We start from the raw sequence: 19,651 nt of genomic DNA on the forward strand, positions 1-19,651 counted from the left end.
CCTCAATTCCTCTTAGTTATTCTCTTTTTTCTCTTGTGTCCCACAAATAATGGTTTCTAACTTCTCAAAGAGACGTAATAAATCTTCTCTTTCTTGCAACTCTAAATGTGAAAAGTATTTTGCAATATGCTCGTTACGAGCTGTCATTGCCTCTTCTACTCTAGCTTTCCCCTTTTTCGTTAACTCGATGATGACAACGCGACGGTCATCTTTGTCGTGATAGCGTTCTACAAGTTCTTGATCGATTAGACGATCAATCATCACTGTAATCGCGCTAGGCTTCACATACATCTTTTTCGCTAATGTTGTCGCTCTTGAAGCCCCATAATGATCTAAAATCTTTAAAATATAAAACTGCGGTGGTGTAAGTCCTGTCGCTTGCATTTGTTCTAATAACTCCGTCTGCATTTTCTTTCCAATCGAAAAGGCAAGAGCTTGAATTTTATCGATATGCGTCATATCATTTGGCATGTTATCCACCTCTTATTTAAACAATAAAATATTTAATGTATTTAAATATTAATCCCACGAACAAAATCCGTCAATACTTTTATTCATAAAAACGTTTACATTTTTGTCACAAAGTTGTATAATTTTCGACGAAGTTAATATTGACAGTCACGGAGAAACGGAGTACACGGCTATGAATCATAAAAAAGGAAACTTTTTTATATTTCATGGCCTTTTTATGTTCTCTGTCTTAAAACGCTTCGAATTAATTAGGGGAGGATTTTCATTTTATGTTTTTCACACAATTATTTAAACCTGCGCCCCACGCGGAACGCTTACCAGCTGATCGCGTTGATAGCGAATACCGTAAATTACGTTTACAAGTATTCTTAGGTATCTTCATCGGTTATGCAGGTTACTACTTTGTTCGAAAAAACTTTTCACTAGCAATGCCATACTTAATCGAGCAAGGCTTTAGTAAAGGGGAACTTGGGGTTATCCTTTCAGCAGTTTCTATCGCTTACGGATTAAGTAAATTTCTTATGGGTATCGTATCCGATCGTTGTAATCCTCGCTACTTTTTAGCAGCTGGGCTATTTTTATCAGGTATCATTAATATTATTTTCGGCTCATTTTCTTTCATTACAACGAGTATTATACTTATGTTTGTGCTTCAGTTTTTAAATGGATGGGTACAAGGTATGGGATGGCCTCCTTGTGGTCGTACGATGGTTCACTGGTTCTCTATTAGCGAACGTGGTACAAAAATGTCTATTTGGAACGTCGCTCATAATGTTGGCGGAGCGCTTATGCCTTCACTTGTAACATTAGGCTTATACTTCTTCGCAGATGACTGGAAAAGTATTTTTTACTTCCCAGGTATTCTTTCAATTTTAGTTGGTATTTATGTATTAATTACGATGAAAGATACACCTCAATCTTGTGGACTACCTTCTATTGAAGAACATACTGGAGAATATCCACCAGATGAAAAAGTAAAAGATCGCGAACGCGAGCTTTCAGTAAAGGAAATTTTATTTAAATACGTATTAAACAATAAGTTTTTATGGTACATCGCTATTGCGAACGTTTTCGTATATTTCGTACGTTACGGCGTTGTAGACTGGGCTCCTACTTATTTAGTAGAAGAAAAAAGCTTTACTCATAGTAGCTCACGTACTGCTTACGCTCTATATGAATGGGCTGGTATTCCAGGTACACTTCTTTGCGGATGGATGAGTGATAAACTCTTTAAAGGACGTCGTGCACCTGCTGGTATTCTATTTATGGTTGGTGTATTTATCGCAGTTCTTGTTTACTGGTTAAACCCTCCTGGTAATCCAATGGTTGATAGTATCGCACTTGTCGCAATTGGATTTTTAATTTACGGACCGGTTATGTTAATTGGTCTACACGCTCTAGACTTAGCACCAAAGAAAGCTGCTGGAACTGCAGCAGGCTTAACTGGATTCTTCAGTTACTTAGGCGGAGCTGCTTTTGCTAGTGCAGCTATGGGCTTTATCGTAGATGCATTCGGATGGGATGGCGGATTCATCTTATTACTTGCATCTTGCGTACTTGCAATGTTCTTCCTTGCTCTTACTTTAAATACAGGGTCAGTAAAACAAAAGCAAGCTTAAATAATATATAACAAGCATAAAAATAGCTCTTAGCATTTACATACATGCTAAGAGCTATTTTTTATTTTCATTGCTGTTCCTACTAATGATAACAACCAATTCCTTCCCTACTATAAGATTAAAAGATTTGATGAAACACCTTTATTAAAACAGCTAACGTAACAGATGCAGCAAATCCCCCTAAACAAATAAGACTGACACCTTGGCTATATGACAAATTTTGAAATGATTTCATTGCTTCCATCCTCCCTATCTCCCCTTTGATACTTTTATTTTACCAATGGGAAAAATTTCATAACATCGATTTCTCTAACAACTAACTTACAAATTTGTAAGTTAACATCTTTTCAACTTATATATCTAGTATTTCCACAAATAAGAGTCATTTATACATAAAAAAAGACCTCAGTTATACTAAGGTCTTCGTTACGTTCTATTTCATTTTATAATCATCACTGGACATTTCACACGCTTTGCTATTTTATGACTTACACTTCCCAGCACCATTTCTTGCAGTGTATTGAGCCCTCTACTTCCAGCAATGACAAGATCTATATCTCCTGTATTTACATATTGAACAATTGTATCTCCAGGATCACCATGTAATATCGTAATTGTATAAGAAATGTTCTCTTTCTTTAATAAACCTTCAATCTCTTTTAATTTATCTTTTCGACTAGCCGATATTGTTTCTAAATCTGTTTGACCTTGTATAATATCTGATTTTGCCGTTCTATTATCTACTACGTACACAACTTCAACATTTGTTTCTTCGCTACATTTCGCAATATATGTTGCATGCTCCGCTGCTCGAAGTGCATGTTCAGAACCGTCACATGCTAATATAATTTGTTTGTACATATGCTGAATCCCCTTTTCGTTATCCTATTCGTATTATATAATAAAGCCCCCTAAAAAGGAGGCTTTTAACTAGCAATTCTTTTATTATAAGTAGCTAAATTTGCAACAAGTTTTGAACTACGTTCATTTAATCCTGTTATACTTACTTTCACACCACTTTGTTCATACTTCATGATAACTTTATCAATTGATGCCACTGCCGAATCATCCCATACGTGCGCATGAGTAAAGTTCATTTCGATTTCTTTTACATCTTCATTAAATGAAAAATTATTTATAAAGTCGGCTGTAGATGCAAAAAAAAGTTGACCGTGAATTTCGTATATTTTCTTATTTTCAATATATAAATGTTTCACGTGAATCTTTGCCATATTGAATGCAAATAAAACCGCACTAATTACTGTTCCGATAATTACACCTAATGCTAAATTATGTGTAATTAAGACAATCACAACTGTTACAATCATAACAAATGCGTTTCCTTTTGGTACTTTATGAATTGTTGTTACAGAGTTCCAATCAAACGTTCCGATTGAAACCATAATCATAACTGCAACTAAAGCTGCCATCGGAATATGAACGACATAATCTCCTAAAACAAATAGTAATACGATTAAAAATCCGCCCGCTACAAATGTTGATAGGCGACCTCGTCCACCTGATTTAATATTAATAACAGATTGACCGATCATTGCACAACCTGCCATTCCTCCGAAGAAACCAGCAACAATGTTTGCGATCCCTTGACCGCGTGCCTCTTTATGCTTATTACTTTCCGTATGCGTCATATCATCTAAAACTGAAGCTGTTAATAATGATTCTAGTAAACCGATAATTGCAAGCATAACTGCATACGGTAAAATAATCCCTAATGTCTCAACTGTAAAAGGCACGTCAGGAATGCTAAAGAATGGTAATTCTTTCGGCAAGCTTCCCATATCTCCTACTGTTTTCAACTGTAGTCCGCTCATAAGTGCAATACTCGTCACAATAATAATTGAAATAAGCGTAGAAGGTACAGCCGTTGTAATACGTGGAAATAAATATATAATTGCAAGTCCTAATACAACGAGTGCATACATTTGCCAAGTTGCATTTTTAAAATGTGGCAATTGCGCTGTAAAAACTAAAATTCCAAGTGAATTTAAAAAACCACTCATAACAGATTTCGGAACAAACTTCATAAATGAGCTCAGTTTGAACACGCCAAAAATAATTTGGACAATACCTGTTAATATTGTTGTAGCAAATAAATATTGCAAACCATGATCTTTAACGAGCGTCACCATTAATAATGCCATTGCACCTGTTGCAGCTGAAATCATCCCAGTTCTTCCGCCAACAAATGAAATGGTAACTGCAATACAAAAGGCTGCGTATAACCCAACGGTCGGATCCACACCAGCGATAACAGAGAAGGCTATCGCTTCAGGAATTAATGCTAAAGCAACGACAATTCCTGATAACACGTCCCCTCTCACATTAGAAAACCAATCATTTTTTATCGTTTGAAACAAAATACCACTCCTCTACTCCTTTATCATTTGATTTTCTCCATAAGAAAATCAGCCGACTGCACGAAAGCTATTATATAACGAGTAGAAGATTTTTTACTATGTAAAAGTTTCCTAAAGAAAAAGACGCTATATCAGTAGCGTCTTTTCTCATTTCATTAATGTCCACCGTGTTCTTGACCACTTTCCTGAACAATTTCTAACCTCTCATCTAGTATTCCTTGTGTTTCAAATGAAATATCACTCGTACTTCCTAATAAGAAGCCATGATTATATGGACCAAGTGTCGGATCATCTTTAAACTTCGGCTGAATAGTAGCAAGGAAGTCATACACTGGTTGTGAAGCTTTACCTTCTTCTAATAATACAACAGGTGCGTGTTTACCCATATGTGAAAAAGGTGCCCCAGCAACTGCTAAATCTGGTGTTTTACTTGAAACAAATGATAAACCGTGACCAGGTTTTGTGAATCCCCAGCCAAATTTTGTTTTTTCATCTTTAAATTTAGCGAACGCAATCGAGTTTTCTGTAGGGGTCTCTCCACTAATACGCGTTACTTTCCCGTATTTGCTCAGCTCTTTTTCCACTTCTTTTGAAACAATTTTTTCTGGCCCTAATACATATATATTTGCTTTATCTTTTCTCATTTTTAATGCCTCTATTGTCGCTTCTGGCACTTTATTCTTTTCTGTATAGAGTAGTGGTTCCGGCATATGAGAAATCCAATTTACAGCGGGTGTTGTATATAAACGTCCTTCTTCTGCAGACGAACCAATAATAACACTACTTGGGTAGCTTCCTGTTATGTCGGCATACTCCTTATCAACATCCTTCGCAAATATAGCTGGGTCCATTTCTTTTATTTGTTTTACTTTATAACCTTTTAATTGTTCAAGCGCGCTAGTACCTACATCCCCCATCACCATAATTTGTGTCCCATCTTTCGTTCCGATTGGATTTAATCGTTTTATTTCTTTTAACGTCATTTCCGGTATCTTTTCTTTTTCTATAAATAAAATCGGCCCGTTATTCGGATGATGAATAAGGTCTGCACTCGCAATACCTAATTGCCACTCGCTTGCTGGTACTAAAATAACAGCACCTGGCTGGTTCTCCTTATGAGTTGCTGGCCATATCGTTTGCGAAGTTAATACTGCCATTTTTAGGGGGTCATTTGTATTTAATCTCGTCACATTTTTTAGACTTGTCGTTAATAAATCATTCAATGCACCTTCGTTCATTTCTTTTGGCGCCGTTACCTCCTGATTCATTTTCATTTCCTTTTGCTCTGTTTTCTTCTCTTTTGTAGATTCATGGTTTTTATGGTCTGTATTCGTTTGTCCGCATGCAGCAAGACCAACTGCTGTAATTATTGTTATCCCAAAAATTCGGGTCATTTTTTTCACTATACCGCCTCCGTATTAATCATTTTTGAGCCAATATGATTACCTAAAATGTAATTTCAACTCCACAATAACAAGCAATTCTGAAGAAATTATGCAGATGCATCATAATCTGCACCATTTCTTCATGATTTTGCATTACACTTTAAGTAACGATTATAAATATGGAGGGCTCTCTATGATTGATATACTGCTCGTAGACGATGAACCGAGAATGCTTGAATTATTAACGCTTTATCTTACCCCAATTGGATATAACTGCGTATGTGCGACTTCAGGAGAAGAAGCTATTTTACATATAGAAAATCGAAACTTTAAATTTGTTTTACTCGATATTATGATGCCAAAGATGGACGGATGGGAAACGTGCAAAAAAATCCGATCTTTTAGTAACATTCCTATTATTATGGTTACAGCTCGTGATCAAACAGTAGATGTCGTTCAAGGATTAAAACTTGGAGCCGATGATTACGTAATGAAACCTTTCCATGAAGAAGAACTTTTCGCAAGAATTGAAGCCGTTTTAAGACGTACAAATGAACATAAACAAATCCAATATCACGGTATTGTATGGGATGAAACAAAACACTTCGTTTCTGTCCATAGTGAAGAACTCCTTCTCACACCAATTGAATTTTCTTTACTCGGATTATTTTTACGCCATTTTGCTCTATTATAGTCTCGTAAACACTAGAGTAAATGAAGAAATGACAGCTTTATTAAAGCGAGGAAATAGTCATCGAGATGTACTTGAAAAATATTACGATGAGCAAACCATCTCTCACGTAGCATTAATGGAATCTGAAGCTGAAACAACTGTCGTTATTACAAATACAAATAAAGAAGTGCTAGCTAAATCTAACGAAATAAACACGACTATAAAAAATCACATTAGTAGCATGCAGACTCGAACAGACCATAACGGAGCGATTATAGAAAATCATTGGAAAACATCTAATTATATATGTACAGTTAGTCCTATCATAGTAGCTGGAAAACATGAAGGATATGTGTATATGTTTCTTGGAACAGAATCCATTGAAAAGTTGGTAAATGGATTAACGAAACAATTCATTATTGCTGGCGCCATCACGTTTCTACTCACAGTCATCACAATTTTCCTATTATCACGTTTATTAACAAAACCATTGTTACACATGAAACATTCAACTGAAAAAATGAGTAAAGGCGATTTGTCCGTTTCATTAACGACTACTCGAAATGATGAAATTGGTGAACTAGCATCATCTATTCAAACGCTCGCAAATGATTTACATTATATGAAAACAGAGCGAAGTGAATTTCTAACAAGTGTTGCTCACGAATTACGAACACCGTTAACATACGTAAGAGGTTATGCTGACATTGCTTCAAAAGAAAGCACCCCTTCTGAACAACGTTTGCGATATTTATCAATTATAAAAGATGAGTCTGATTACATTACAAACTTAGTTCAAGATTTATTTTCACTTGCACAAATGGAACAACATAACTTTTCTATTCAAGTAAAGGAAGTACATTTACACACCTTCCTAACTCGCATAGCCGAAAAAGTAAATGCCATATATAAAGAAAGATACATTAAAGTTTCTTTCTCTTGTCCTCCTACACTGCTAGTAAACTTAGATGAACAACGATTTGAACAAGTTGTGGTGAACATTTTAAATAACGCTTATAGACATTCAAAAGAACATTCTCATATAAACATTTCTGTTACAGAAGAACATAAAAGTATTTCCATTACAATTGAAGATGAAGGCGAAGGTATTCCTCCTGAAGATCTCCCTCACATTTTCGACCGCTTTTATCGAGTTGATAAAGCGAGATCACGATCTACAGGCGGAACTGGTTTAGGACTATCTATCGTAAAAGAAATTGTAGAACTACACGGCGGAAATATTACTGTAACGAGCGAAGTCGATTACGGGTCTTGCTTTATAGTTTCATTACCATCCATAAAGAAACACGACTATCATCAATAGTCGTGTTTTTTTATCACTTTACTTTATAATATAAATTTACAAATTGCCCAAAACGTTTCGTATCCGTTAAAGTTAAATTAATTTCCGGGTTCTTGTCTTGAAATAACGGAACTCCAGAACCTAATATGTGAGGTGTAATCGTAACAACATATTCATCAATTAGATTATTCTTAAAGAACTCTCTTAAGAGACTCCCTCCACCGACCATCCATATTTTAGATCCTTCTTGCTCTTTCAACCTTTTTGTAAACTCCACTACATCTTCATTTACAAACTCCACGTGTTCGTTTGAACCTTTTTCTGAGTTAGAAAAAACATAACATTTTTTATCTAAATACGGGAATGGTTCTATATGCTCTACTACATAATCGTACGTTCTTTTTCCCATAATTATTGTATCAATCGTTTCGTACATTTCTGTATAACCGTTATCTCCCTCCCCTTCGGTTTCCATTAACCACTGTAAATCATCACCTTCTTTCGCAATATATCCATCTAAGCTCGCCGCAATAAATAAAACTATTTCACGTGACATATTTTTTCCTCCTTACATCTCATCTTGATAACATTATGCTGTAAACAATATACTAACAATAAAACACGACAATTTATGTCATGTTTAAAAAGAAAAAAGGTGATACATTTGTCAAAAGCTAAACGCTTATTAGATATTCTTATATTTGATTCTGCGAAAAAAGCATTTACAGCGCAAGAAATAGCTGATGAATTTAATATTTCTGTTCGTACTGTCCATAGATACATTTTAGATTTAAGTGATATGGGATTACCTATTTACGCTGAACAAGGTCGCAACGGAGGATATAAAGTATTAACGAATAGAGTAATTCCACCTATTTTATTTACGGAAGAAGAAGCAGTCTCCATCTTTTTTGCCTTTCAATCTTTAAGCTACTACAGAGACTTGCCTTTTAACACAGAAATAAATTCCGTTACACATAAACTATATAGCTCCCTACAACATGATGCGAAAACTAAAGTTGACAAAATACGTTCTTATATCGCCTTTTGGAATCCGAAAAGAACAATTGAGACACCACTTTTAAACGAAGTGTTAACAGCGGCTATTGAAAATAAAAATTTACACTTTCAATACGAATCTAAATCAAAGATCAAAACAAAACACGTTCATCCTATCGGTGTATATGCGCATGATGGTTTATGGTATTTACCTGCTTATGATTTTAATGTAGAAAAAACATTACTGTATCGCGTCGATCGTATTCTTTCTATATTATCAACGGAAGAAAATGAAGATACATTCATGAATTTAGAAGAGTGGTTTGCCTCTAACTCTCACGTAGTACATAATCCTACTCAGTTACATGTTTTACTGTCAACAGAAGGCGTACGCCAATGTAAAAGCGTGCCTTACCTTGAAGAATTCATTGTAACAAACGAAAACGGGACAGGATATATACATTCAACAATTGATAAAGGAGAAATCAATTTTATTACCCCTTTATTTTATAGACTCGGAAAAGATGCAAAAGTTTTAGAACCGATAGAATTGATAGATGGTTTACGTATGCGTGCGAAAGAAGTTTTACATATGTATGGAGACGAAAAAAGCTGCTAAATATAAGCAGCTTTTTAATCTAGTTGTTCTTATTATGTTTACGATTGACGAATATCAAACCACCAACGATTTTTCGAATTCATATTTTCAGTGTCACCAATCCCTCTGTAATTGAAAGCATCCAAAAAGATTGAATCTAATTTATCTTCATCTACAAAATAACCTAAATTAACTTTTACCGTTTCTCCTGGTGTGATACTGCCAATATTGTAAAAGCTTTTTCCATCTCCATGAGGCTCTAAATAATCAACTTCGCCTGTCATAATATTTTTTTCTGCGATTCCATCTTTCCCAGCATACTGCCATGCATTTCCTTTATATTCAAGAACTTTTATAGATGGAGTCATATAGATTTCTTCTGTCGCCTGTTTACCTATATTTTTCACTGTTGTTGTCAGGTAGACAAATTTAGGATGAATTAATTTTGATTCTACTAATTGATCAATTGAATCTTTACCATTTCCAATTTTATATTTATCCCTTCTATATGGTATCAATTGTCCAGCTTGATCCAAAGCTTGATTCCTGCTTAGTATTCCTAAGCCCATTTCATTAAAGTTCTCTTGTTTAAAATCTTTGATTGAATCAAAGATTTCAACTTTTTCTATCACATATTCAATTTGACTGTTATCCATAGATATCGTTACTGGAACCTTTTGCCCTATATGAAATAGTCGTTTGCTATCCTTCTTCAAAGGAATTACCTTAGTTGTTTTACTTTCTTGGCTAAAATACTTTTTATCATAATCGCTTATATATGATGACTTTTCTTTTGACGTGGGCTCAAGTGAAATGCTCCCTAGCACATCTATCATTTGTTCTTCGTTTATATCATTTCCAATGTAACTTTGTAACATAATTCCTTCTTCCTCAAAATAGAGAAAAATTACTCTATTAAACATTAAATCTTTATTACCATTTTCTCTATGGACAATTACTGCCTTCTTACCATTTATCTCTTTTTCTTCATAACTTTTCGAGTAGAGAGTTGGAAAATCTGAATTCCCTCCTACTCTCCAAAGAACGAATGAAAATCCACCCATTGCGTAGTTATCTTTAAAGGAATATTTCATAGCAGAGTCATCAATTGCTTCCATATTTTCTGGTAATTTATCGATTTTCAGCTTATACCACTTATCAGCCTTTTTCGAGTCCTTATTTGTTACTGAAACATTTACTTCATAATTTTGTTTTTGAACGATCATATTATAGACCTTTACTGCTCCAAAAACGGTTGTCGGCATGCCGATCAATAAGCAAGCAGCAGCGATTAACATACGATGTCTTTTACGCTTTTTCAGCGGTTGTCCATCTTGCGGTTTCATTTCCTCCATAAACAATTTCTTTTTGCGCGTATATGTATGTGAAAATTCATGTTGTTGTTCAAGTTTATCAAAATCATCTAAAGCAATTTTTTCAGCAAGTTCATATATTTCTTTGGAGTTCTTTGAATTCGTCATGTTGTATACCTCCTATCATATTTTGGACTCGTTTTCGAGCGCGTTCAAACTGCTTGCGGACATTTGCCTCGGTTATCCCCATGACACTTGAAATTTCTTGATACGTTAAGTTATAGAAGACTTTGTACTTAAACACCTGTCTATTAGATTCGTTTAACTCTTTTAGCAATGCATCAATTTGAACCTCAGACATTTTACGTTTTTCCCACTCTTCAATATTTTCATCTACTGCTTCTACAGATTCTCTTTCATATTCTTCTAAAAATGTTTCATGTCGTTTGTTTTTCCGGTAACTATCAATCGCCTTGTTTTTCGCAATCCTCAAAATGTAACGTTTAAGCTCTTGAGTAGCCAAGCTATGGAGCTTTTCCAAATTCTTATAAAGAGTAATAAACGTCTCTTGAACCGCATCTTCAGCCTGTTGAATATTATTTAAAATAGAATATGCTACATAATAAATCTTTTGTTCATACAACTCATATAGCTCTTCCATCTTTTCATAATCGTTGTTTGTAACTTTCATATAATTCCTCCTCTCACTCTATATAACGAATGAGCGCTATACTTTGTGACACTGCAAAATCTTTTTATATATAAAATTTAATAATAGAATAAATAAAAGCCCAATTTCTCTATTGTAACTGAGAAACTGGGCTTTTTAATATTAGAATTTTCCTGACCGCTACGCCTTTTCAGTAAGCAGCATATGCTCTATCGCTTCTTTTAACAAATTCTTTGTCTCTTCCAAGTTATGATTCTGCTTTTCTCCTGGTTGTACCATATAAAACTCAGCAAACGAACGCTCTTTATATCTTGGTACGACATGCATATGATAATGTGTTAACTCGTTAAATACTCCACCATTTTGACAAACTGTAACTCCGTCAGGTTTATATACTATCTTAATCGCTTTTGCAATGAGCTTAGAAGCATCCATAATAGATTTTGCTACAACGTCATCTAATTCGTCTACTTCTACAACATGCTGCTTTGGCACAATTAAAGTATGTCCTGAGTAGAAAGGCGCATGATCTAAAAAACATGTTACATAATCATCTTCATATATTTTATATATAATTTCCTCTCCGCCTGCTAATTTACACCCTAAACATTCCATCATATTTCCCCCTTTATTAAAAACATAAAAACGTGAGAGCCGTATTCTCACGTTTTTATGTTTCATTTTATTAGTTCAATTGTTTCCGTAACCTTTATACTATCTTTTACAGATTGAACAATCGTACAATTTTTCACTGCAAGCTGCAATGCTTTGTCCAACTGCTCTTCTGTAATGTTTTCCGCTTTAATTTTATAGTGCAAATGAACACTTTCAACTGGCTTCGATAACGCTTCACTTCTACCAATTTCAGTTTCGATTGTAAACGTATCGTATGGAATACGTTTCTTTTCTAAAATCGTTCGAAAAACAATTGCACCACACCCTGCGATAGAAGAAACGAGTAATTGTAACGGTGAATAACCGTTTTCTTTTCCAATCGCTAATTGACCATACGATAAATCTGCTTCTATATCATCGTGTTTGATTGTTAGTTTCATTTGTTTTTTCCATCTCCACTTTCATCGGTTTCTGCCGTTTCTTACTAATATAATAATATATATAGCAGAAAATGATAAATGGAATACCACAGTATAACGCCATTCTTTGTTCAGGAATAAACGCTAAACTAATAACAACAATGCTATTTGTAATTAAAGCTAAAATTGGAACAATCGGGTATAGTGGTGTTCTATACTTTAAGTCCTCTAACTTTCCTCCGCCTTTTATATACTGACTTCTAAAGCGAAGTTGCGATAGAGCAATAATGATCCAACTTGAAACAGCCGATAAACCAGCTATCGATAATAAATACATGTATACTGTATCTTCTGCAAGGAAACTTGTGAATAGAGATAATCCAGCTACCGCAATCGTTACGACTAGCGCTGTAATTGGAATACCACGCTTATTTACTTTCTGGAAGGAAGTTGGTGCCATTCCCTCATTTGCAAGTGACCATAGTATACGCGTCGCTGCATATAATCCAGAGTTCGCTACAGATAATAACGCAGTAATAATAACGAAGTTCATAATATCAGCTGCGTATGGAATACCAATTTTATCAAATACGACTACGAATGGACTTTCAATTACACCTGCTTCTTTCCAAGAAATTAATCCTACTAAAATTGTCATTGTTAAAATGAAGAATAACATAATGCGCCATACTGTATTACGGATCGCACGTGGAATTGTTTTTTCTGGATTTTCACTTTCTCCCGCTGCAATTCCGATTAACTCTGTTCCTTGAAATGAGAAGTTAACTGTAATCATTGTAAGTAGTACGGCAGCTAGTCCATTCGGGAAAAGTCCACCATCGCTTACAAAGTTAGAGAAAAGAGGTGCTGCTTCTTTTCCGTCATATGATATAAATCCTAATAATGCACTACCACCAAGAACAACAAATGCAAGGATTGTAATTACTTTAATACTAGAAAACCAAAATTCTAATTCAGCATAACTTTTTGCCGAAATTGCGTTTGAAGCATATAAAATAACACCGAATACAAGGCACCATACCCAAACATCAACATTTGGAAACCATCTTTTCATCATTAAACCGATTGACGTTAATTCTAGACCCACTGTTACTGCCCAGCCAAGCCAGTATAACCAGCCAATCATAAAGCCCGTTCCTGGTCCAATAAACTTCGTTGCATACTTTTGGAAAGATCCTGAAACCGGCATCGCTACCGTTAACTCTCCAAGACAAAGCATTGTTAAATACATAATAAATCCGCCTACTAAATATGAAAGGATGGCTCCCCCTGGTCCAGCCTGATTAATAGTGTAACCTGAACCTAAGAAAAAACCAGTTCCGATTACACCACCAAGTGCGATCATAAATAAATGTCTACTCTTCATCGTGCGATGTAATTTCTCATTCGTTGGTTGCTGCATCTAAATCCTCCCCCTACCAATACCCCTATATCTTGTTAAAATTTTCTGATAATAAAAATATACACGAAAGCGATTACATTTTCTATATAAAATTAAAACTTTTCTGATAAAATAATATAAAAATCGAATTATTGCAAGATTTAGATTCTATTTAGAGGAAAATAAGGAGAAACAAGGAAAAAACCCTTACATATATTGTAAGAGTCAACGAAGTTCTAATCTTCTCGATAAAATTGATAAACTATAATTTACGATAAAGTACATACAAGCTACTAATATAAATGTTGGAATCATGTAATTCACATTTTGCCCGCTAATAATTTGAGCATTATGCATAAGCTCAGGGAGTGATATAACAACCGCTAGCGACGTATCCTTCAGCAATGAAATAAATTGACTGACAAGCGGCGGAACCATTCTCCTTAATGCTTGTGGCAAAATAATATGCCAAAGCGCTTGCACATAAGTTAATCCCGAAGATCTTGCGGCTTCAACCTGCCCTTTTTCAATAGACAATAAACCACTTCTAACAATTTCAGATATCATTGCTGCCTCAAATATTGTTAAAGCAACAATTGCAGCTGTTATAATTTCTAATTTCAAGCCTGCTTCTGGAAGTGCAAAATACGTGAAAAATATAATTAACAGTAGTGGTAAGTTTCGAATCACTTCAACTATAACTCCTAATACTTGTGAGACGACAGGTATTTTCGTGTAGCGCAATATACCGATTACACTTCCAATAATAAAACTAAGTACAATTGCTATGAGCGCTACCTCTAATGTTATCAGTAATCCTTTTAATAAAAATAGAATATGATCCCCTGTAATTGCTCCCTTGAAATCCATTTACACCGCCTCCTTTGCCAAGCGTTTTTCTAAATAACGCACTAGCATACTGAGCGGAATTGTTAATATTAAATAAAACATCCCGACAAATATATAAACATCAAACGTAACAAACGGCTTCGTTGAAATTAAATCTCCTTGATACATTAAATCAGAACCAGCAATGATTCCAAGTATTGAAGAGTTTTTAACTAAATTGAGAAACTGGTTTCCTAAAGGGGGAATTACAATTTTCACAGCTTGGGGTAAGACAACATAATACATCGCCTGCACATACGTTAGCCCTGAAGAGCGGGCAGCTTCCATTTGCCCTTTCGCAACTGATAAAATACCAGCGCGAATTACTTCTGCAATAAAAGCTGCCGTATATACCGTAAGCGTAACTGTTCCTGCTACAAAACCATTTAAAGTAATTCCTATTACAGGTAAAGCAAAATAGAATATAAATGCAATTAATACGAGTGGAATATTTCTTACAAACTCCACAAAAGCTGATCCTATCCAATTTAAAATACGAATAGGTGCAATACGCATTACTGCCAAAATTACTCCTAAAATAAAACTGCCTATCAATGCAATTACACTAGACATAACTGTATATTTAAATCCTTCTAAATACATATCAATGTTATTCGTTAATATAGAAAAATCAGGCACATATTCTCCCCTCTTTCTTTACAAGAAGAGGATGAGTACTCTCATCCTCTCACTTTTACTATCTACTTTTCTGGTTTTTGTCCAATCCACTTCTCATATAATTTGTCATACTCCCCGCTTGCTTTCATGTCTTTAATTAAAGTATTAATCTCTTTCGTTAAATCATCTGCCCCTTTTTGCACTGCAATTCCGTATGGTTCATCTGTGAAAATTTTCCCTACTACTTCATAATTAGAATCTTGTTTTGCCATTCCGTAAAGGATCGCATTATCTGTCGTTAACACATCACCTTTACCTGCCTTTAACGCTGTAAATGCCTCACTATAATTTTCAAACTCTAATACAGTCGCTTCTGGTGACTTTTGACGAATGTTATTTGTAGATGTTGATCCTTTTACAGCTAATACTTTAACGCCTTGTTTTATATCATCGACACTCTTAATATTGCTTCCTTTTTTCACAAGTAACGATTGTCCTGCTTTAAAATATACATCTGAAAAATCCACTTCTTTTTTGCGTTCTTCCGTAATTGTCATTGTTGCAATAATTGCATCAATATCACCATTTTTCAGCATTGGAATACGTGTTTTAGACGTTACTTCTTTCAGCTCTAGCTTCTTTTCATCTCCGAGAATCTTTTTCGCAAGTGCCTTCGCGACATCAACATCGAATCCTTCTACCTGCCCTGTTGAAGGATTTTTTAATCCAAATAAATTCGTATCATTCTTTACCCCGACTACTAATTTCCCTCGTTTCTTAATTTGTTCAACAGCCCCGCCTTGCTTCGTATTTGTTTCCTTCGACTCATCTTTCTTACTTCCGCATCCAGCAACAACAAGCACGAATAAACATGAAAATACGATTAAAGTAAATAATTTTTTCATTTTAAGCATAAAATTCCTCCTCTAATGATTTAGCACCCGACTTAAAAATAAACGAGCTCTTTCTTGTTCAGGGTTTGCAAAAAATTGCGCCGGTGTTGTATCTTCAATAATTTGACCATCATCCATAAATAAAATCCGATCTGCTACTTCTCGCGCAAATCCCATTTCATGCGTGACAACGACCATCGTCATCCCTTCTTTAGCCAGCGCCTTCATAACATCAAGTACCTCTCCAATCATCTCTGGATCAAGAGCAGACGTAGGCTCATCGAATAGCATAATTTCCGGCTGCATCGCAAGTCCTCTAGCAATTGCTACCCTTTGTTGTTGTCCTCCGGATAATTGATGTGGATATACGTTAGCCTTCTCTGGGATTCCTACTTTCTCTAAATAAAGCATTGCTGTTTTCTCTGCTTCTTCTTTGGAAACTTTATTTACTTTAATCGGTGCTAATGTAATATTTTGCAGAACTGTTTTATGTGGGTATAAATAAAAATGTTGAAAGACCATCCCAATATTTCGCCGCAATTCATTCATGTCCGTTTTTTTATTGTGCACCTCTGTATTTTGTACAATTAATTCTCCATCTGTAATTGCCTCTAATTGATTTATACATCGAAGCAATGTACTTTTTCCTGATCCTGAAGGCCCGACAACTACCACCACTTCACCTTTTTTCACTTGCACATTAATATTTTTCAAAACTTGAAAGTTACCATAATATTTATTTACATTACAAAATTCTATCAACATACTCCCCCTTCCCCTAACAATGCATGTACATTCTTTTTATATTCAAAAATAGTCTCAAAAATAACTTTTAGCTTCAATTTGTCCATAAAAAAAAGCAAAGAGTTTCCCCTTTGCTTCTTCATTTCTATTCTGTTAAGATACTTCTTCTTTCTTATCTTTCCCGTATTCATGCTCCCAAAAATCAGCATTTTTAATTCCTAATGGCCCTGGATCGAATACTGGATCTTTTCCTTCTTTTTTCTGTTTTTCATAATCCTTTAATGCGACTAATGCAGGTTTTTGTAATAGTAAAATCGCAATGATATTTACCCATGCCATAATTCCTACCCCAATGTCGCCTAAAGCCCAAGCCGTTGCTGCTGTTTTTATACATCCATAGAATACAGCTCCTAAAAATACAAACTTTAGTACCATAGACATCCAAGGACGGTCTTTATCACGATTTAAGTACGCAATATTCGTTTCTGCAATGTAGTAATACGCCATAATTGTTGTAAACGCGAAGAATAATAACGAGATTGCAACGAAACCGTTTCCAAATCCAGGGAAAACAGATTCTACTGCCGCCTGTGTATACCCCGGTCCTGGCTGAGCACCGTTTAATTTATTTACGATAAAGTTTTTTCCGCTCGCATCAAATACGTTATACATGCCTGTAATAATCATCATAAATGCTGTTGCTGAACAAACAAATAATGTATCAATGTAAACGGAAAATGCTTGCACTAAGCCTTGCTTAGCTGGATGTGATACTTCAGCAGCTGCTGCTGCATGTGGCCCAGTTCCTTGCCCTGCTTCATTGGAATAAATACCACGTTTTACTCCCCAAGAAATTGCTAAACCGATAATACCACCGAAAGCCGCCTCTAATGCAAAAGCACTTCTTATAATTAACATAAATGCTTCTGGCAATTTTTCAATATTCATAGCAACAATAACGCAAGCTACTAAAATATAACCAACTGCCATAAACGGTACGACAACTTGTGCAAAGTTAACGATTCGCTTTACTCCACCGAAGATGATAATAGCTAATACAACAACTAATAAAGTCCCTGATAATGTAGTGTTAATTCCAAAAGCTGTCTCTAAACTTACAGCAATACTATTTGCTTGCACACCTGGCAATAAAAGCCCCGTTGCAATAATTGTCGCTGCAACGAATACTAATGCATACCATTTTACACCTAAACCTTTTTCGATGTAATAAGCAGGTCCACCACGAAACTGCCCTTGATGTTTCGTCTTATATATTTGCGCGAGTGTTGATTCTACATAAGCTGATCCTGTCCCAACTCGTCCTGATAATGAAAGTGCTAACGCTTGGAATGAAGAAACACCAGCCTCTGATTTTTCTCCTTTAAATGTCAGCTTCACCATTTCTCCTACGTGCCTTACTTGTAAAAACCTCGTTCGAATGGAAAAATATAAACCTACTCCTAAACATAAATAAACAAGTGCTGGACTCCAAACAATATTATTTATCCAATTTACGAAAGTTTCCAACATTCCCCCTCCTCCTTTATAAATAATATTCAGAATATATATATATAATTATAAGTGCATACTGAATCTAGGACAATATTATTTTAATAAAGTAAACATATTTTTGTATAAAAAAACAAAGTATATATTTGTTTTATATACTTTGGTTTGAACTAAATGTATTATATATTCACAATTGCTTCTCTTTTAATAATTCTTTCGTATAGCTCTTCTGATAATTTCAAGAAGTTATCAGGCATATCTTTACCTTTAAACTTCTTCTGAAGCGTTCCATATAAACCTATATCACGTAAACGTAAAAATAGTGGCAACGATTCATACCAACTATCCGCCAGCCTGTGCTCATACTCATATCCTTTTCGTAACACTTGTAACTGTTTACGAGCAAAATCTGTCTTCTCTTCTGCTGTCCACGTTGTAAATAGAACAGAGTAGTATAGAACCATCGCTAAATCATGTATAAAGTAATTATAAGCCGCATCATCAAAATCAAAGATTGTTAGCTCTTTACCATCATAATGAAAATTACCTTGATGGATATCACCGTGCATAAGACCGAACGTTTCTCTTTCAACTGGAAGGGCCTTAATTTCATCCATTAGTACCGCTGCAATCTTTTTCACTTGACCATCTTCTAATTCATTAACAATTCCACTTTCGTCTTCTTCCCACGTATCACGGTAGTCTGTTTTAGGATAATCCATTGTAAGGCGATGCAGTTGCCCAATCGCTTTTCCCCATGCTTCAAAATAAGCATCTCCCCAATAAGGCGATTCCTCTCCTTTTACTTGCTCACCTTTTGCATATGTAAATAAAGAAGCGAAAAAGAACGTTCCATCCCCTGCTACGATTTCTTCTACGAGATTTCGAGACGTTGAATAAAGAGGTCCTGCTACCTTTGCCCCATTCTCCGCAACATATCGTAAAAAATCTAGTTCAGCCTCTACCTCTTGTTTAGAACGATGAGAAGAATGTGTTAAACGTAATACGTAATCTTCATCATTATCACCCTTCGCCTTAAAAACATAATTCTCAAAATCTCCAAGTGGCTTTTCTTCCACTGTTACATGAAACAAATTCGCTGCTCTTTTTAAAATCTCTTTCGTAAAAACACGTTCTACAGCTATTTCCATATA

19 protein-coding genes and 2 pseudogenes are annotated in these 19,651 nt (G+C 35.1%); 4 read left to right on the forward strand and 17 right to left on the reverse strand.

The window, feature by feature from the left end:
• Positions 1-12: 12 nt before the first annotated feature.
• Positions 13-471: a MarR family winged helix-turn-helix transcriptional regulator gene (locus MR169_RS13155; RefSeq protein WP_001132365.1), complete on the reverse strand. Its 459-nt coding sequence runs from the start codon at positions 469-471 to the stop codon at positions 13-15.
• 269 nt (positions 472-740) lie between these two features.
• On the opposite strand from MR169_RS13155, the gene glpT reads away from it, so the two are divergent.
• Complete coding sequence (gene glpT / locus MR169_RS13160; protein WP_242319510.1) at positions 741-2,090, forward strand: glycerol-3-phosphate transporter; 1,350 nt, start codon at positions 741-743, stop codon at positions 2,088-2,090.
• Between the two features lie 118 nt (positions 2,091-2,208).
• Here glpT and MR169_RS13165 read toward each other — a convergent pair whose 3' ends face one another.
• The 4 genes from MR169_RS13165 to MR169_RS13180 all read right to left on the reverse strand — a co-directional run bounded on the left by MR169_RS13165 (position 2,209) and on the right by MR169_RS13180 (position 5,871).
• Positions 2,209-2,325, reverse strand: a complete 117-nt coding sequence (locus MR169_RS13165; RefSeq protein ID WP_000834733.1) for a DUF4027 family protein — start codon at positions 2,323-2,325, stop codon at positions 2,209-2,211.
• A 203-nt stretch (positions 2,326-2,528) separates the two neighbouring features.
• A complete protein-coding gene (locus MR169_RS13170) occupies positions 2,529-2,951 on the reverse strand; it encodes a universal stress protein (protein WP_000277998.1) in 423 nt (140 codons plus the stop codon).
• Between the two features lie 65 nt (positions 2,952-3,016).
• A complete protein-coding gene (locus MR169_RS13175; RefSeq protein ID WP_000487914.1) occupies positions 3,017-4,468 on the reverse strand; it encodes a SulP family inorganic anion transporter in 1,452 nt (483 codons plus the stop codon).
• A gap of 155 nt (positions 4,469-4,623) precedes the next feature.
• Positions 4,624-5,871 (reverse strand): cell wall-binding repeat-containing protein, encoded by a 1,248-nt coding sequence (locus MR169_RS13180; protein WP_242319511.1) that lies wholly within the window; start codon positions 5,869-5,871, stop codon positions 4,624-4,626.
• Positions 5,872-6,046: 175 nt separating this feature from the next.
• Here MR169_RS13180 and MR169_RS13185 point away from each other — a divergent pair.
• Together MR169_RS13185 and MR169_RS13190 are read left to right on the forward strand one after the other, a co-directional pair.
• Positions 6,047-6,532 (forward strand): annotated as a pseudogene (locus MR169_RS13185) (response regulator transcription factor); the annotation flags it as partial.
• Positions 6,531-7,850, forward strand: a pseudogene (locus MR169_RS13190) (HAMP domain-containing sensor histidine kinase); the annotation flags it as partial. The pseudogenes MR169_RS13185 and MR169_RS13190, both read left to right, overlap by 2 nt.
• Before the next feature lie 13 nt (positions 7,851-7,863).
• On the opposite strand, the gene MR169_RS13195 reads toward MR169_RS13190, so the two are convergent.
• Positions 7,864-8,385 (reverse strand): dihydrofolate reductase family protein, encoded by a 522-nt coding sequence (locus MR169_RS13195; protein ID WP_086391909.1) that lies wholly within the window; start codon positions 8,383-8,385, stop codon positions 7,864-7,866.
• A 75-nt stretch (positions 8,386-8,460) separates the two neighbouring features.
• Here MR169_RS13195 and MR169_RS13200 point away from each other — a divergent pair, with 75 nt between their 5' ends.
• The gene (locus MR169_RS13200) at positions 8,461-9,447 is read left to right on the forward strand and encodes a helix-turn-helix transcriptional regulator (protein WP_242319512.1); all 987 of its coding nucleotides are present in this window, start codon (positions 8,461-8,463) and stop codon (positions 9,445-9,447) included.
• Between the two features lie 38 nt (positions 9,448-9,485).
• Here MR169_RS13200 and MR169_RS13205 read toward each other — a convergent pair whose 3' ends face one another.
• From MR169_RS13205 to MR169_RS13255, 11 genes are all read right to left on the reverse strand, one after another.
• Entirely contained in the window at positions 9,486-10,907 is a 1,422-nt protein-coding gene (locus MR169_RS13205) for an anti-sigma factor (protein WP_061664098.1), read from the reverse strand.
• A complete protein-coding gene (locus MR169_RS13210) occupies positions 10,873-11,430 on the reverse strand; it encodes an RNA polymerase sigma factor (protein WP_016117159.1) in 558 nt (185 codons plus the stop codon). Before MR169_RS13210 ends, MR169_RS13205 begins: the two co-directional genes overlap by 35 nt.
• 159 nt (positions 11,431-11,589) lie before the next feature.
• Positions 11,590-12,090 (reverse strand): HIT family protein, encoded by a 501-nt coding sequence (locus MR169_RS13215; protein ID WP_137026707.1) that lies wholly within the window; start codon positions 12,088-12,090, stop codon positions 11,590-11,592.
• Positions 12,087-12,464, reverse strand: a complete 378-nt coding sequence (locus MR169_RS13220) for an OsmC family protein (protein ID WP_242319513.1) — start codon at positions 12,462-12,464, stop codon at positions 12,087-12,089. The genes MR169_RS13215 and MR169_RS13220 overlap by 4 nt, the downstream gene beginning before the upstream one ends.
• Positions 12,439-13,866 carry an amino acid permease gene (locus MR169_RS13225; RefSeq protein WP_001187097.1) on the reverse strand — a complete coding sequence of 476 codons (1,428 nt, stop codon included), beginning with the start codon at positions 13,864-13,866 and terminating at the stop codon, positions 12,439-12,441. The genes MR169_RS13220 and MR169_RS13225 overlap by 26 nt, the downstream gene beginning before the upstream one ends.
• Positions 13,867-14,070: 204 nt before the next feature.
• A complete protein-coding gene (locus MR169_RS13230; protein WP_000345958.1) occupies positions 14,071-14,715 on the reverse strand; it encodes an amino acid ABC transporter permease in 645 nt (214 codons plus the stop codon).
• Positions 14,716-15,372, reverse strand: a complete 657-nt coding sequence (locus tag MR169_RS13235; protein ID WP_242319514.1) for an amino acid ABC transporter permease — start codon at positions 15,370-15,372, stop codon at positions 14,716-14,718. It abuts the gene before it with no gap.
• A gap of 62 nt (positions 15,373-15,434) precedes the next feature.
• Entirely contained in the window at positions 15,435-16,265 is an 831-nt protein-coding gene (gene glnH, locus MR169_RS13240; protein WP_016117156.1) for a glutamine ABC transporter substrate-binding protein GlnH, read from the reverse strand.
• Positions 16,266-16,277: 12 nt separating this feature from the next.
• A complete protein-coding gene (locus MR169_RS13245; RefSeq protein ID WP_033693778.1) occupies positions 16,278-17,009 on the reverse strand; it encodes an amino acid ABC transporter ATP-binding protein in 732 nt (243 codons plus the stop codon).
• A gap of 132 nt (positions 17,010-17,141) precedes the next feature.
• Positions 17,142-18,515 (reverse strand): alanine/glycine:cation symporter family protein, encoded by a 1,374-nt coding sequence (locus MR169_RS13250; RefSeq protein ID WP_242319519.1) that lies wholly within the window; start codon positions 18,513-18,515, stop codon positions 17,142-17,144.
• Positions 18,516-18,676: 161 nt separating this feature from the next.
• Positions 18,677-19,648, reverse strand: a complete 972-nt coding sequence (locus MR169_RS13255; RefSeq protein WP_242319515.1) for a phosphotransferase enzyme family protein — start codon at positions 19,646-19,648, stop codon at positions 18,677-18,679.
• Positions 19,649-19,651 lie beyond the last annotated feature (3 nt).

The organism is Bacillus cereus group sp. BfR-BA-01349, from assembly GCF_022663795.1.
GTDB lineage: Bacteria > Bacillota > Bacilli > Bacillales > Bacillaceae_G > Bacillus_A > Bacillus_A cereus.

Coding starts and splice junctions, on each gene's coding strand:
- MR169_RS13225 (WP_001187097.1), bottom strand. CDS start 13,866: ATGCAGCAACCAACGAATGAGAAATTACATCGCACGATGAAGAGTAGA.
- MR169_RS13170 (WP_000277998.1), bottom strand. CDS start 2,951: ATGTACAAACAAATTATATTAGCATGTGACGGTTCTGAACATGCACTT.
- MR169_RS13210 (WP_016117159.1), bottom strand. CDS start 11,430: ATGAAAGTTACAAACAACGATTATGAAAAGATGGAAGAGCTATATGAG.
- MR169_RS13245 (WP_033693778.1), bottom strand. CDS start 17,009: ATGTTGATAGAATTTTGTAATGTAAATAAATATTATGGTAACTTTCAA.
- MR169_RS13195 (WP_086391909.1), bottom strand. CDS start 8,385: ATGTCACGTGAAATAGTTTTATTTATTGCGGCGAGCTTAGATGGATAT.
- glnH (WP_016117156.1), bottom strand. CDS start 16,265: ATGCTTAAAATGAAAAAATTATTTACTTTAATCGTATTTTCATGTTTA.
- glpT (WP_242319510.1), top strand. CDS start 741: ATGTTTTTCACACAATTATTTAAACCTGCGCCCCACGCGGAACGCTTA.
- MR169_RS13200 (WP_242319512.1), top strand. CDS start 8,461: ATGTCATGTTTAAAAAGAAAAAAGGTGATACATTTGTCAAAAGCTAAA.
- MR169_RS13155 (WP_001132365.1), bottom strand. CDS start 471: ATGCCAAATGATATGACGCATATCGATAAAATTCAAGCTCTTGCCTTT.
- MR169_RS13230 (WP_000345958.1), bottom strand. CDS start 14,715: ATGGATTTCAAGGGAGCAATTACAGGGGATCATATTCTATTTTTATTA.
- MR169_RS13220 (WP_242319513.1), bottom strand. CDS start 12,464: ATGAAACTAACAATCAAACACGATGATATAGAAGCAGATTTATCGTAT.
- MR169_RS13205 (WP_061664098.1), bottom strand. CDS start 10,907: ATGACGAATTCAAAGAACTCCAAAGAAATATATGAACTTGCTGAAAAA.
- MR169_RS13215 (WP_137026707.1), bottom strand. CDS start 12,090: ATGAAACATAAAAACGTGAGAATACGGCTCTCACGTTTTTATGTTTTT.
- MR169_RS13165 (WP_000834733.1), bottom strand. CDS start 2,325: ATGAAATCATTTCAAAATTTGTCATATAGCCAAGGTGTCAGTCTTATT.
- MR169_RS13255 (WP_242319515.1), bottom strand. CDS start 19,648: ATGGAAATAGCTGTAGAACGTGTTTTTACGAAAGAGATTTTAAAAAGA.